Annotated in this window: 11 protein-coding genes; 6 read left to right on the top strand and 5 right to left on the bottom strand. The window is 34.7% G+C overall.

All coding sequences use genetic code 11. From position 1 onward, the window contains the following. The first annotated feature begins 72 nt into the window (after positions 1-72). The 6 genes from BUR19_RS14615 (at position 73) to ctlX (ending at position 6,026) form a co-directional block, all read left to right on the top strand. Complete coding sequence (locus BUR19_RS14615; RefSeq protein ID WP_245799086.1) at positions 73-414, top strand: septal ring lytic transglycosylase RlpA family protein; 342 nt, start codon at positions 73-75, stop codon at positions 412-414. Between the two features lie 128 nt (positions 415-542). Continuing rightward, positions 543-1,835: a phosphopyruvate hydratase gene (eno, locus tag BUR19_RS14620; RefSeq protein ID WP_074236509.1), complete on the top strand. Its 1,293-nt coding sequence runs from the start codon at positions 543-545 to the stop codon at positions 1,833-1,835. Positions 1,836-2,054: 219 nt separating this feature from the next. After that, positions 2,055-3,341 carry a citrate synthase gene (locus BUR19_RS14625; protein WP_074236181.1) on the top strand — a complete coding sequence of 429 codons (1,287 nt, stop codon included), beginning with the start codon at positions 2,055-2,057 and terminating at the stop codon, positions 3,339-3,341. Between the two features lie 172 nt (positions 3,342-3,513). Further along, on the top strand, positions 3,514-4,428 hold the full coding sequence (locus tag BUR19_RS14630) for a dimethylarginine dimethylaminohydrolase family protein (protein WP_074236182.1): 915 nt from the start codon (positions 3,514-3,516) through the stop codon (positions 4,426-4,428). Between the two features lie 314 nt (positions 4,429-4,742). Further along, a complete protein-coding gene (locus BUR19_RS18990) occupies positions 4,743-5,093 on the top strand; it encodes a CPBP family intramembrane glutamic endopeptidase (protein WP_175565917.1) in 351 nt (116 codons plus the stop codon). Between the two features lie 15 nt (positions 5,094-5,108). Continuing rightward, positions 5,109-6,026: a citrulline utilization hydrolase CtlX gene (gene ctlX, locus BUR19_RS14640; RefSeq protein ID WP_074236184.1), complete on the top strand. Its 918-nt coding sequence runs from the start codon at positions 5,109-5,111 to the stop codon at positions 6,024-6,026. A 90-nt stretch (positions 6,027-6,116) separates the two neighbouring features. Here the strand turns inward: ctlX and BUR19_RS14645 are convergent, their stop codons facing one another. The 5 genes from BUR19_RS14645 to nadD form a co-directional block, all read right to left on the bottom strand. Beyond that, positions 6,117-8,390, bottom strand: a complete 2,274-nt coding sequence (locus BUR19_RS14645) for a TonB-dependent receptor domain-containing protein (RefSeq protein WP_074236185.1) — start codon at positions 8,388-8,390, stop codon at positions 6,117-6,119. A 38-nt stretch (positions 8,391-8,428) separates the two neighbouring features. Next, complete coding sequence (locus tag BUR19_RS14650; RefSeq protein WP_074236186.1) at positions 8,429-10,642, bottom strand: TonB-dependent receptor domain-containing protein; 2,214 nt, start codon at positions 10,640-10,642, stop codon at positions 8,429-8,431. Between the two features lie 301 nt (positions 10,643-10,943). Next, the gene (locus BUR19_RS14655; protein WP_074236187.1) at positions 10,944-11,942 is read right to left on the bottom strand and encodes a 2-hydroxyacid dehydrogenase; all 999 of its coding nucleotides are present in this window, start codon (positions 11,940-11,942) and stop codon (positions 10,944-10,946) included. A gap of 198 nt (positions 11,943-12,140) precedes the next feature. After that, positions 12,141-12,482 carry a DUF3817 domain-containing protein gene (locus BUR19_RS14660; RefSeq protein ID WP_074236188.1) on the bottom strand — a complete coding sequence of 114 codons (342 nt, stop codon included), beginning with the start codon at positions 12,480-12,482 and terminating at the stop codon, positions 12,141-12,143. 58 nt (positions 12,483-12,540) lie between these two features. Further along, on the bottom strand, positions 12,541-13,134 hold the full coding sequence (gene nadD / locus BUR19_RS14665) for a nicotinate (nicotinamide) nucleotide adenylyltransferase (protein ID WP_074236189.1): 594 nt from the start codon (positions 13,132-13,134) through the stop codon (positions 12,541-12,543). Positions 13,135-13,188: the final 54 nt, after the last annotated feature.

Here is a 13,188-nt window from a genome sequence, read left to right on the forward strand (position 1 = left end):
TATTAATCTTTGTAAATTATAATAATGAAAACTTTTTACAGAATATCCCAATATGTCTTTAAAACATACATTTTGCTACTCACTATATTTGTAATTTCTTGTGGAAGTCGTAACTCAAGTTCCAGTTACAAATCCACATCTGTATCCTATTATGCTAATAAATTTGATGGAAAAAAGACAGCAAGTGGCGAAACTTATAGACATTCTAAAATGACGGGTGCTCACAAGTCACTTTCATTCGGCACACGAGTAGAAATCGTGAATGTTGAGAATGATAAATCTGTCATCATTACTGTAAATGACAGAGGCCCATTGAAATATTCGAGAGAATTTGATTTGAGTCAAGGTGCTTTCAAAAAAATTTCAAATCTGAATGCCGGAATCGTGAAAGTAAAATATAGAATCCTTAAATAATACTGCATTTTATTATATGTGATAAATGTTAAGAAATGATTCATCACATAATATTTTAAAAATGTTTAAATTTGCATAGCTTTTTAAAAGCAAACAAAATAAAAATCTTAAAAAATAACATCAAGACAATGAGTTACATTTCATTTATCGAAGCAAGACAAATTTTAGATTCCAGAGGGAATCCTACAATAGAAGTAGATGTTTTCACAGAAAGTGGAGCAATGGGACGTGCGGCTGTACCTTCTGGTGCATCTACAGGTGAGCACGAAGCGGTAGAATTGAGAGACGGGGCACCGGAATTCTTAGGAAAAGGTGTTTTGAAGGCGGTAGAGAATGTGAAAGAAGTTATCGCTCCGGAATTAATTGGTCTTTCAGTTTTCGAACAAAATTTGATTGATGCTGTGATGATTGACCTTGATGGAACTTCTAACAAAGGAAAATTAGGTGCAAACGCAATCCTAGGTGTTTCTTTGGCTGCTGCAAAAGCTGCTGCTGCTGAATTGAGAATGCCTCTTTATAAATATGTTGGTGGTGTAAACGCAAACACACTTCCTGTTCCAATGATGAATGTGATCAATGGTGGTTCTCACTCCGACGCGCCCATCGCTTTCCAGGAATTTATGGTAATGCCTGTAAAAGCAGATTCTTTCTCTCACGCTTTGAGAAAAGGAACTGAGATTTTCCACAGCTTAAAATCTATTCTTCACGGTAGAGGTTTGTCTACTGCAGTAGGTGACGAAGGTGGATTTGCTCCAACTTTCACAGGAACAGAAGATGCTTTGGATACTTTATTACAAGCTATCGAGAAGGCAGGTTATAAGCCAGGTGATGATGTAATGATTGCTTTGGATTGTGCAGCTTCAGAATTCTATAAAGATGGCGTTTACGATTATAGAAAATTCCAAACTCCGGATGCGCCAGTATTCTCTAGTAGTGAACAAGTTTCCTATCTTGCTGAATTAGCAAACAAATATCCAATTATCTCTATCGAAGATGGTATGCAGGAAAATGACTGGGCAGGTTGGAAAGAATTGACAGACAAAATTGGGGACAGAGTTCAATTGGTTGGAGACGATTTATTCGTAACTAATGTTGAGAGATTGTCTAGAGGTATCAAAGAAAATACAGCGAACTCCATTCTTGTAAAAGTTAACCAAATCGGTTCTCTTTCTGAAACAATGGCGGCTGTACAAATGGCTCAGCAAAACAGATATACAACAGTAATGTCTCACAGATCTGGTGAAACAGAAGATGCTACAATTGCTGATTTGGCAGTGGCGCAAAACTGTGGACAAATCAAGACTGGTTCTGCTTCCAGATCTGATAGAATGGCCAAGTACAACCAATTATTGAGAATTGAAGAAGCTCTTGGAGAAACTGCAATTTTCCCTGGTTTGGAGGCATTCAAAATCAAAAGATAAGATTTAACAAAAATTTATAATTTAAAGCATTTGGAATTTTCCAGATGCTTTTTGTTTTTATTTATTTGAAAATCAATTTGTTAATTATTTGATTTTTTCATAAACAATTATTTTTTTTATTCAATTATTGATATTAATAGAATCGATTGTGAGATATGACTTTTGTCAGTTGAGCATTAAGACTGAAAGTGTTATATTTAGCAAATAAATTTTTTTAAAATGTCAGATAATAAAGTTATATTAAATTACGACGGGAAAAGCTTTGAATATCCAATCGTAGATAGTACTATCGGAGACAGAGGAATTGATATTTCCAAATTGAGAGACCAGACAGGTTTAATTACTATGGATCTTGGTTATAAAAACACAGGTGCTACAATCAGTGAAATTACATACTTAGATGGTGATCAGGGAGAATTGTTCTACAGAGGTTATCCGATAGAGCAGATTGCCGAAAAATCTAATTTTACGGAAGTAATGTATCTTTTACTTCATGGAGAATTACCTACTACTGAGCAGTTTAATACCTTCAACGGTAACATCAAAAAATATAACTTCGTAGCAGAGGAGATGAAGAAAATCATCGATGCTTTCCCTCGTTCTGCACACCCAATGGGCGTTTTGTCTACGCTTACTTCTGCATTGACAGCATTTAATCCTAAAGCGGTTAATGTTCAGTCAAAAGAAGAGATGGATCTTGCTGCTGAATTGTTGATTGCAAAATTTGCTCACCTAGCTGCTTGGACGTACAGAAAAACACTTGGTTTACCATTAAATCACGGAGATAATAACTTAAGCTATGTAGAAAATTTCTACAAAATGGCATTCAGATTACCAAATGAAGATTTCGAAATCAATCCTGTGGTAACGGCTGCCTTGGACAAATTACTAATCCTTCACGCTGACCACGAGCAAAACTGTTCTACATCTACAGTAAGAATGGTAGGTTCTGCTCACACAGGTCTTTTTGCATCAGTTTCTGCAGGTATTTCTGCACTTTGGGGTCCACTTCACGGTGGAGCAAACCAAGCGGTTATCGAGATGCTTGAATTGATTGAAAAAGATGGTGGCGATGTTTCTAAATATGTTGCTAAGGCTAAAGATAAAAACGATAGTTTCCGTTTGATGGGCTTCGGGCACAGAGTTTACAAAAACTTCGACCCAAGAGCAAAAATCATTAAGAAGGCGGCTGACGATCTATTAGAAGCATTAGGAATTCAGGATAAGGCTCTGGATATTGCAATGCAGTTGGAAAAAGTAGCTTTGGAAGACGACTACTTCATCGAAAGAAAATTATATCCAAATGTAGATTTCTATTCAGGTATCATCTACAGAGCATTGGGAATCCCAACAGAAATGTTCACCGTAATGTTTGCATTAGGAAGATTACCGGGATGGATTGCTCAATGGAAAGAAATGAGACTGAAAGGTGACCCGATCGGAAGACCAAGACAGGTTTATCAAGGTGCTCAAAAAAGAGATTACGTAGATATCAACAACAGATAAGATATTTAATGAAAATTAATAATCCCCGGAATGTAAGTTTTGGGGATTATTTTTTTGTAACAATCAGAATTGGAACATCAAAAGTTGAGGCATTAATTATATCAACAGATATTATTCCTAATTTATCCTTTATTGCCAAGCTTTATTTATATTTGCTCAATTCTCAGAATTTATGAATCTTAATATCAAAAACGAAACTGGAAGACTGAAATCTGTAGTTTTAGGACAACCAAAATCTAATGGATCAGTTCCTACACTTGCAGAAAGTTATGATGCAAAATCGTACAACACAATCGAGAATGGTATCTACCCGAAAGAAGAAGATATTGTTTTCGAAATGACAGAGTTCGAAAAAGTGTTGAAGAAATATGATGTTGAGGTTTTTCGTCCAAAAATTATCAAAGACTACAATCAGGTTTTTGCCCGCGATGTAGCTTTTGTGATTGAGGATAAAATGATAATTTCTAATATCATCCCCGACAGAGCAGACGAGCAAGAAGCTTATCGACATATCATTGACAAAGTTTCTTGGAGAAATGTGATTAATCTTCCGGAAAAAGCGCATATCGAAGGGGGCGACGTAATTGTTTGGGACGAATTTCTTTTCGTAGGAACAAGCTACAGCCCAGATTACCGAAATCTAAAAACCGCCAGAACCAACGAATACGCTATCGAAATCCTGAAAGAATATTTCCCAAAAAAGAGAATCATCGACTTGGATTTGAAGAAAAATGATACTAAACCTTACGAAGGAATTTTACATTTGGATTGTACATTCAACCCGATTGGAGAAGACAAATGTGTGATTTACAAAAATGGATTTGTGGATGAGGATGATTATCAATTAGTGATAGATATTTTTGGCGAAGAAAATTGTTTCAATATCAATGATGAAGAGATGTTCCAGATGTTCCCGAATGTTTTCTCAATTGCTCCAGATGTTGTCGTTTCTGACAAAGCTTTCACGAGAATGAACGACCATTTCCGCAACGAATGGGGAATTACTGTAGAAGAAATTCCTTACCGCGAAATTTCTAAAATGGGTGGATTGTTGAGATGTTCGACTTTGCCTTTAGTAAGAGAATAATTTGTATGGTGAGTACAAAAATTTTATTCAATAACAAATGGATTGCTTTTTTGTTTTTAGCAATTTCATTTTCTTTAATTTACAATCCATTTACAAAGTTTCCATATACTTTTTGTGTAATTATTTTGGCTATCCTTTTATTCACATTTCTACAAGACGGGAATTTTAAAGGTCTAAAATTCAATAAAATAAAATTTTCTGACATTAAAGTAATATTAGTTTGCTATCTAATCTTAGAGCTTTCTATGGATTTTATTTTTCAGCCTTTGGTCAGTAAAATTTTTAATGAGCCGGCGGATTATTCTTCATTTAAAATGATAGAAGGAAACTCTGCCAAATATTTTAAATGGCTCTTCAATATGTGGATAAGTGCGGCTATTGGGGAAGAACTCCTGTTTCGTAGTTTTGCCTTTTTACAGTTTAGAAAGATATTTGGTGAGAAGAAAATATGGCTTGTTTTATTAAGTGCAGTAATGTTTTCTTTACCACACTTATATCAAGGAATCTCAGGATTGGTAATGACTTTTTTATTTGGATTGGCGTTCGGCTTTATCTATTTAAAATTTAATAATATTTGGATTAATGTTATTATACACGGTCTCGTAGATACTGTTTTTCTCACTTTGAGTTATTATGGAATGACCGACTTTTATTCAGGATTTTAATCATATTAGTTAAAAATGCAAACAACAGATACAGTTTTGATGATAGAACCAGTCGCTTTTGGATTCAACGAGCAAACGGCGGTTAACAATTATTTTCAGGTTCAACAAGAAGGCAATGTTCAAGGTGAAGCTTTGAAAGAATTCAATTCTTTTGCCGAAAAATTGAGAGCAAAAGGCATCAATGTCATTACGATAAAAGATACGCTTGACCCAAAAACACCAGATTCAATTTTCCCGAATAACTGGGTGAGTTTTCACTCTGATGGAAAAGTGGTTCTGTATCCAATGTTTGCAGAAAACAGACGTTTGGAAAGACGTGAGGATATCATCAATCAAATTAAAGAACAATTTGAGATAAAAGAAATCATCGATTATTCTGACATCGAAAAAGACAACAAATTTCTGGAAGGAACGGGAAGTATGATTTTCGACCACGATAATAAGATTGCTTATGGTTCTGTCTCGTTGAGGTTGGATGAGGATTTGTTTAGAAAATTCTGTAGCGAGTTTGGATTCAAACCTGTCGTTTTCCATTCTTATCAGACAGCTGGCGAAGAAAGATTGCCAATTTATCACACCAATGTAATGATGTGTGTTGCTGACCAATTCGTTGTGATTTGTCTGGATTGTATCGACGACGATTTGGAAAGAGAAAAAGTCATTGAAACGATTAAAAATTCAGGAAAAGAATTAATAGAAATCTCTGAAGACCAAATGCAGAATTTCGCAGGAAATATGCTTCAGGTTCAGAATAATTCAGGAGAAAAATTTTTAGTAATGAGCCAAAGCGCTTACCAATCTTTGAACCCAGAACAAGTTTCTGCCATCGAAAAATATTGTGAAATTATTTACTCCGATTTGGAAGTTATTGAAACCAATGGTGGCGGAAGTGCAAGGTGTATGTTGGCTGAGGTTTTCTTGCCGAAGAAATAAATTCATTTAAATAAAAATCAAAAATCCCGTCTTGTAATAAAACTCGACGGGATTTTCTTTTTGAAAAATTTAACTTGATATATAATGTAGTTATCTGGTGCGGTTTTTAATGTCTTTGTCTGCGCTGCTGATATCTCTTATTTTCTGAACTTTTTTGTTCCCGAAATTATAAGTGATGCTGAAGTTCACGCTTTGATTATATTGATTTTGATTGATGTAATTGAAGTTTCCGTTATCTTGTTGGTCGGTAATTACAACTTTATTTGTTTTCAGAATATCATAGATTTCCAGAGCAAATGTCCAGTCGTTCCATACTTTTTTAACATTGAAATCAAGGCTCATTAATGATTTCAGGTAACCAATTTCAATTTGTTGATTGTCAACATACCAATAGTTGACGCCAAGAAACCAAGTTTTATTTTTATCTAGTCTTACGGTGTTATTCGTTTGGATTAGTAAACTGTTAGATTTGATTTTGTTAACGTAATCTGGAAAAACATCACCTGTTAATGGGTCTGTGTTTAGGAATCCATTATTCACATTTCTTTGTACACCAATGTTGAAATTACTTGTCAGATATTGCTTGAAGAAAGATTTCTGCATTCCCAACATTGCGGACATCTCTTGTCTGTCTCCGAAATTGGTTCTGATATATCTTAATTCCTTGGTCGTAACACCATTTTTGACAACTTCTCTTTGGAGAGGAACTTGGGTAATAACATCTTTTGATAATGAATGATTCACGATGAAGAAGTATGAATTCTTGAACATATAAGTGAACTCATTCGTATAAACTGAAGATGCTTTTACAAAAGGGTTATTCTGAGTATAATTCACATCTGTCAGAATATTTTTCACAGGATTCAATTCCCAGAAACTCGGTCTTCTCATTCTGCTGGAGAAAGCGTAAGAAATATTATTTTTATCATTAATGGCATAGTTAAGACTTACATACGGAAGAAGATTATTGTAATTTCTTTCGATATTGCTGAAGTCTGCATTGTCTGATTTTCCTACACTATTCGTAATTTCATATCTCGAACCTATTTTTCCTGAGAATTTTTCCGAGAATTTCTTTTCCATTGTCAAATAGAAACCGTAGATGTTTTCGTCATAAATGAAATGGTTTGGATTATTTTTCGGATTATCTATACGATTTCCATCATTATCAAATAATTCTGCCAGGTTTTCATTTTTGTCAAAAATAGAAGTTGTACTTTTTGTATCGTTATCAGTTTTTGTTTTATTATAATTTCCACCAACAGAAACTGTGAAATCATTTTTGAATTTCTTGATATAATCGCCTAAGAAAGAAAAATTGTTGATGACTTGTGGTGTACTTTGTGTGATTTGTACCATCTTGTATCCTAGGTTCTGATTCAAGCTTGAATTATAAGTGATGTTGTCTGCATTCTGAAATCTTTTATAATTCAGATATGCGGCGTTCAAATTTAACTTACTTCCAAGCGTATCTGTTTTCCATTCATAATTCAAGTTCAAAGAATTGTTGTATGAACGTGAGTTTTCTACATTCTTAGTGTAATTGTAACTGGTTGCCTGTTCTCCTTTATCATTAATACTTTTAACGGTATTGAAAAGATTGGACGTGGAACCATAACTTCTATTTGCCCAAGAATTGTAAGTCAAAGCCAAATTACTGTTGTCATTCAATTGATAATCAATGTTTAAATAGCCACCCAGGTTTTTGTTTGGGTCACTCACTCTACCTTCGGATTGATTGCTGGATTTATCATTTCCGTTTCTCAAAATATAATATTGCTCCTGAATATTCTGGCTTGTATTGATGTTAGAGCTAATTCCCAGTTTATCCTTTCTGTAATTCAGCGAAACACCCGCATAAGAAGAGTTATAATAACTTTGGGAATTTCCCATTCTCATATTCCCGTTCAGTCCGTCGGTCATTTTTTTCTTTAGAACGATATTAATGATTCCGTCAGAAGATTCAACCTGATATTCACTTCCGGGAAGCGTAATCACTTCGATTTTCTGGATGTTTTCTGCCGGAGTATTTTTCAGGAATTGAGTTAATGACTCAGCATCCATATTGGTTTTTCTTCCATTGATGAAAATCACAGCATTATTTTTTCCAATGATTTTCAAAGTTTTATCATCCGTTGAAGAAACCAAAGGTGTTTGTTTCAAAAGATTAAAAGCAGTATTTCCTTTTGCAACCGGCGATGCGGCAACATCATATACAAAACGATCACTTTGTTTTTTGAAGACTTGTTTTGTCAGCGTTACAGCTTCTATGTTTTTTGTGGTCGCAGTATCTTTTTTAGGTGTTTCTTGTGCATAAATCAATCCGGAGAAAAATATGGCAGCGATGAGAGTTTTCGTTTTCATAATTTATTTTTTGAGAGTAATAGTTTATTTTTTCTTGATTAAGTTCTTGAGCGGATGGCATCGTTAGCCGATTTCACTTCTCTTGCTTTTTTCAATTTTTGGTTTCCGAAGTTGTAAGTCACATTGATGTTCAACTCTCTTCCGTATTTGAAACTTCTGACCGTGTTGTAGCTTCCGTTGGCCTGTTTTGTTCTGATGTCATCAATATTGGAGTTGAAAATGTCGTTCACTTCTACTAGGAATGTGAAATTTCCCATTATTTTTTTGACACTCAAATCCAGACTTTGTTGTGAGTAAAATGTCCCCATTTCCACTTCTCTTGTTGGCATCAACCAGTAATTTACACCTAAGAACCAATCTTTTTTCGCAGATAATCTTACCATATTGTTAGCCTGGAAAAAAGTATTCAGCGTTTTCACATCGATAACAAAAGGTTCCAAAGTTTCTGTAATTCCTTCTATTGGTTGAGAAGTTGGGTCTTTCGTTACACCACCTTTGAAAGTAGCATACTCGAAGTTGGCAGAATAATTGGTTGTCCAGATATCACCAAACCAAGATTTGTTCATTCCTAAAGTCAATCCGATCTGCTTGTTGTTACCATAATTCGTTCTGATGTATCTTAGGAAATCAATTTTTTCGCCTGTAAGATTATTGATAGTTTGTCCTTGTAACGGAAGCTGTCCATAAGCATTATCAGCATAATTGAAACTCACATTAGCATAGAAAGCATTCTTGTACATATAATTGATTTCCTGATTATAATTTTTGGAAGCCTGCATAAAAGGATTATTCTGAATATAGTTGGTCGGTGTAAAGTACGTTCTGGAAGGATTCAGTTGTCCGAATCCAGGTCTTCTCACGCGGCTGGAAAAACTATAAGTAATGTTGTTGTTTTCATTGATGGCATAATTCAAAGTAGCATACGGCAAAAGATTGTTATAATTTCTTTCAAAACCGATGTCAGATTTTCCAACAACATCGCCCGTACTCAATGTAGCTTCGAATCGTGTTCCGATTTTTCCTGAGAATTTGTCAGAGAATTTTCTTTCAAAAGTGGCATAAGCACCGATGATATTTTCTTTATAAATGAAATGATTGGAAAGCGTATTATTGGTTACAAATTGAGTTCCGTCAAAGTCATTTTGTCTCGTATCGCTGTCTGTATTGGTGTAGTTGTAGCTGCTTCCGATAGCAAATGTACTTTCATTTCTGAATTTCTTGATGTAATCAATATTCGCAGCGTAATTATTAATAATCTGAGGAACAGCTTGCTGGAAAGCGCTATATGAGCCGTCAGCTTTTAGCGGGAAAGATTCTCCCAGACTCACCTTGTCTCTGTTGAACCACAAGTAGGAAACGTTTGAACTCAATTTACTTCCAAGCGTATCGGTTTTAACTTCATAATTCAGGTTGAAGTTATGATTTCTGGTTTGCGCATCTTCCTGATTGATAGTTCTGTTGGAAAGGATTCCGTTTTCGTAGTTCGTCATATCCAATACAGAACCGAAACTCTTATTGTATCGCATATTATAGCTGAAACCAAGATTTTGTTTTTTGTTGATTTCGTAATCGATGTTGATACTTCCGCCATAGTTTTTATTCGGGTCATCCATTGTTCCGACAGAATTATTCTGGAAGGTAGAGTTACCATTTGTCAACGTATAATTCTCTCTTTCTCTGTAGCTTCCCATATTGAAGTTGGAATTGAAAGACCATTTATTCTGTCTAAGGTTAAAAGCCACACCAGACGAAGGGTTGTTGTAAAAACTCTGGCTGTTATTCATTTTCAAAGTTCCGTTGTAGCCATTTGTTTTTGATTTTTTCATCACGATGTTGATGACACCTTCATTGGCTTCTACCTGAAACTCACTTCCAGGAACGGTTACGACTTCTATTCTTTGGATATTTTCTGATGGCGTATTTTTCAGCATTTCTGTAATCGCTTCGGCATCCATCAACGTTTTTTTTCCATTGATGTAGAAAACCACGTTGGATTTTCCCATTATTTTGAAAGTCTTTCCGTCTGTGCTGGACAACATTGGCGTCTGCTGAAGAAGATTGAAAGAATTGGTTCCCTTTGCAATAGGAGAAGAAGCCACATCGTAAACAAATCGGTCAGACTTTTTCACGAAAACTTTTTTGTTAAGTTTTACTTCTTCTATCGTTTTTATCTCCTCTGTTTTTTTCTGAGTCTGTTGCGCAGAAATCATTCCTGAGAAAAAAATAACTGCAATTAGGATTTTAGCTTTCATAATACTTGGTTTTAGTAAAGTAGTTTGTAGTTTCTAATATTTTACATTGCAAAGATATATATTAATTTAAGTATTATGCAATACAAAGTAGTAAGTAAAATTTATGATTGATTTTAACTTGTTGATTGTCAGCGATAAAATTTTTAAACTGATTTATTATTAAGACAACTGTTGCTAAAGAATTGTTACATCAACAATTAAAAAAAATGAAAAAAGCCCTTGCAAAATGTTACAAAGGCTTAGTTATCCGCTAGTTCGGACAGGAATTTTTAATGTTTTATTTCATTATTTTGATAAGATTCTAAACCAAAACGGCATTCGGATTTTCAAATTCTTCATTCTTTTCGAAATGAGAAAGACTTGTCAAAGTTGAATTTGCAATTTGGTCAAGCGCTTCCTGTGTGAAAAAAGCCTGATGCGCCGTAACCAAAACATTCGGGAAACTCATCAAACGCTGGATGGTATCATCTTCGATAATTGTATGAGAAAGATCCCGGAAAAATAATTTTTCTTCCTGCTCATAAACATCGATTCCCAGATAACCAATGTGCTTAGACTTTAGACCATCAATCACAGCTTTGGTATCAATCAAGCCGCCACGACTGGTGTTGATTAGCATTACATTTTTCTTCATTTTTTTGATTGAATCGGCATTAATCAAATGACGAGTAGAGTCCATCAAAGGGCAGTGAAGCGACACAATATCAGATTCAGAAAGTAATTGTTCCTGAGAAACATATTCAATTCCTAAATCTTTAAGTTCCTGATTTTCTGTAATGTCATAAGCTAAAACTCTCGCACCAAATCCCTTTGCAATCTTAGCAAATGCAGCACCGATATTTCCAGTTCCTATAACGCCGATGGTTTTTTGATAAAGATTAAAACCCATCAATCCGTTCAGAGCAAAATTCTGTTCGCGAACGCGGTTATAAGCTTTATGTGTTTTTCTGTTAAGCGTAAGAATCATTGCCATTGCGTGTTCTGCAACCGCTTCCGGAGAATAAGCTGGAACTCTGCTGACTTTCAAACCAAGACGTTTGGCAGCTTCCAAATCTACATTGTTGAAGCCCGCGCATCGCAGTGCAATATATTTTACGCCTTTTTTGGCAAGATGTTCTAGAACTTCTGCATCTAGTTTGTCATTCACAAAGGCACAAATAGCATCTGTATTTTCGATGAGATTGAGAACGTGTGGACCTAGATGCGTTTCGAAATAATCCAGTTCAAAATTGAATTGCTGATTCGCTTTATTAAAAAATTCTTTGTCGTAAGGTTTGGAAGAGAAGAATGTGATTTTCATATTTAAAGTTATTATCATTTAATTTTTAATCACAAAAGGCACATAAGATTTTCATCTTTCTGCTCACGAAAAAGTACAAATTAGTTTTATTAGACATTTCCTTTTTTGCTCTCTATATCAATGTGAGTTTAAATTTAATTCATTCCTTTTGTGACTTTTGTGGTCAATGAATTTTAGATTATTCTTAGTTGCTATTCGTTACTCAACTCGATTTTTTCGGGCTAACTTTTTATCAACCCAAATCGTAGCAAAAGGAAAAAAAGCACCCATCAATGCAAAGATAAAATCCTCATCATCCCAATCATATATTTTTCTCGTTGCTGGAAGGAAAATAAGATAAAGCGTGAAGAAAAGTCCGTGGATACTCCCAATAGTACTGATGTAAATAATGGCGAAAATATCTTCCGGCTCAATGCGAATCCAAATCATTGCTGAGAATAATAAAAGCCACGAAACGGCTTCGGCAAAACAAATTTGCTTAAACCATTTGATGAGCTTCTCTTCGGGATATTTTGAGTAATATTTTTCTATGACGTTCATATTAAAGCAAAGATAAAAGAATAAAGAACAAAGAAAACCGATTGATGATTAAACTCATTTATTTATAAAAACTACTTCCATCCAAATATTCAAAAACCTCTGGAGGTAACATTGGTCGAGTATTTTTACCTTCCTTAATCATATTACGGATTTCCGTCGCTGAAAGTTCTATGACGGGTGCTTTGATTAGCGAAATATTCTCGTGCTGCAAATAGTCCGAATCTTTTTTCTCTTCACCGAAAATTCTAGGATAAACAATGATTTGATGATTTTTTAACAGCAGTTCATAGTTTTTCCATTTGTGAAGGCTTCCCAGATTGTCTTCACCCATTATCAAAGAGAAGGAATAATCCGGATATTTTTCGTTCAGATAAGTTAGTGTATCAATCGTATAACTGGGAACCGGAAGTGAAAACTCGACATTGGAAGCCCGCATTTTTGGATAATTTTTGATGGCCAATTGCACCATATCCAATCGGTTGTGGTCTTTCAAAAGTGATTTTTTGTCTTTGAAAGGATTTTGCGGACTTACGACAAACCACAATTCTTCCATATCAGAATTCTCTAAAATATAATTCCCAAGAATCAAATGCCCAATATGAATGGGATTGAATGAGCCGAAAAATAATCCGATTTTTTTACGTTTTTCCAAGATAGAGTAGTCCTTTTATACTTTTCAAATTTAGAAAATAATAATTGAAATCGA

Source organism: Epilithonimonas zeae, assembly GCF_900141765.1.
Taxonomy (GTDB): domain Bacteria; phylum Bacteroidota; class Bacteroidia; order Flavobacteriales; family Weeksellaceae; genus Epilithonimonas; species Epilithonimonas zeae.

Bases quoted from the DNA above. Each gene is read 5' to 3' on its own strand.
- eno (WP_074236509.1), top strand. From the start codon at position 543: ATGAGTTACATTTCATTTATCGAAGCAAGACAAATTTTAGATTCCAGA.
- BUR19_RS14625 (WP_074236181.1), top strand. From the start codon at position 2,055: ATGTCAGATAATAAAGTTATATTAAATTACGACGGGAAAAGCTTTGAA.
- BUR19_RS14630 (WP_074236182.1), top strand. From the start codon at position 3,514: ATGAATCTTAATATCAAAAACGAAACTGGAAGACTGAAATCTGTAGTT.
- BUR19_RS18990 (WP_175565917.1), top strand. From the start codon at position 4,743: ATGATAGAAGGAAACTCTGCCAAATATTTTAAATGGCTCTTCAATATG.
- ctlX (WP_074236184.1), top strand. From the start codon at position 5,109: ATGCAAACAACAGATACAGTTTTGATGATAGAACCAGTCGCTTTTGGA.
- BUR19_RS14645 (WP_074236185.1), bottom strand. From the start codon at position 8,390: ATGAAAACGAAAACTCTCATCGCTGCCATATTTTTCTCCGGATTGATT.
- BUR19_RS14650 (WP_074236186.1), bottom strand. From the start codon at position 10,642: ATGAAAGCTAAAATCCTAATTGCAGTTATTTTTTTCTCAGGAATGATT.
- BUR19_RS14655 (WP_074236187.1), bottom strand. From the start codon at position 11,942: ATGAAAATCACATTCTTCTCTTCCAAACCTTACGACAAAGAATTTTTT.
- BUR19_RS14660 (WP_074236188.1), bottom strand. From the start codon at position 12,482: ATGAACGTCATAGAAAAATATTACTCAAAATATCCCGAAGAGAAGCTC.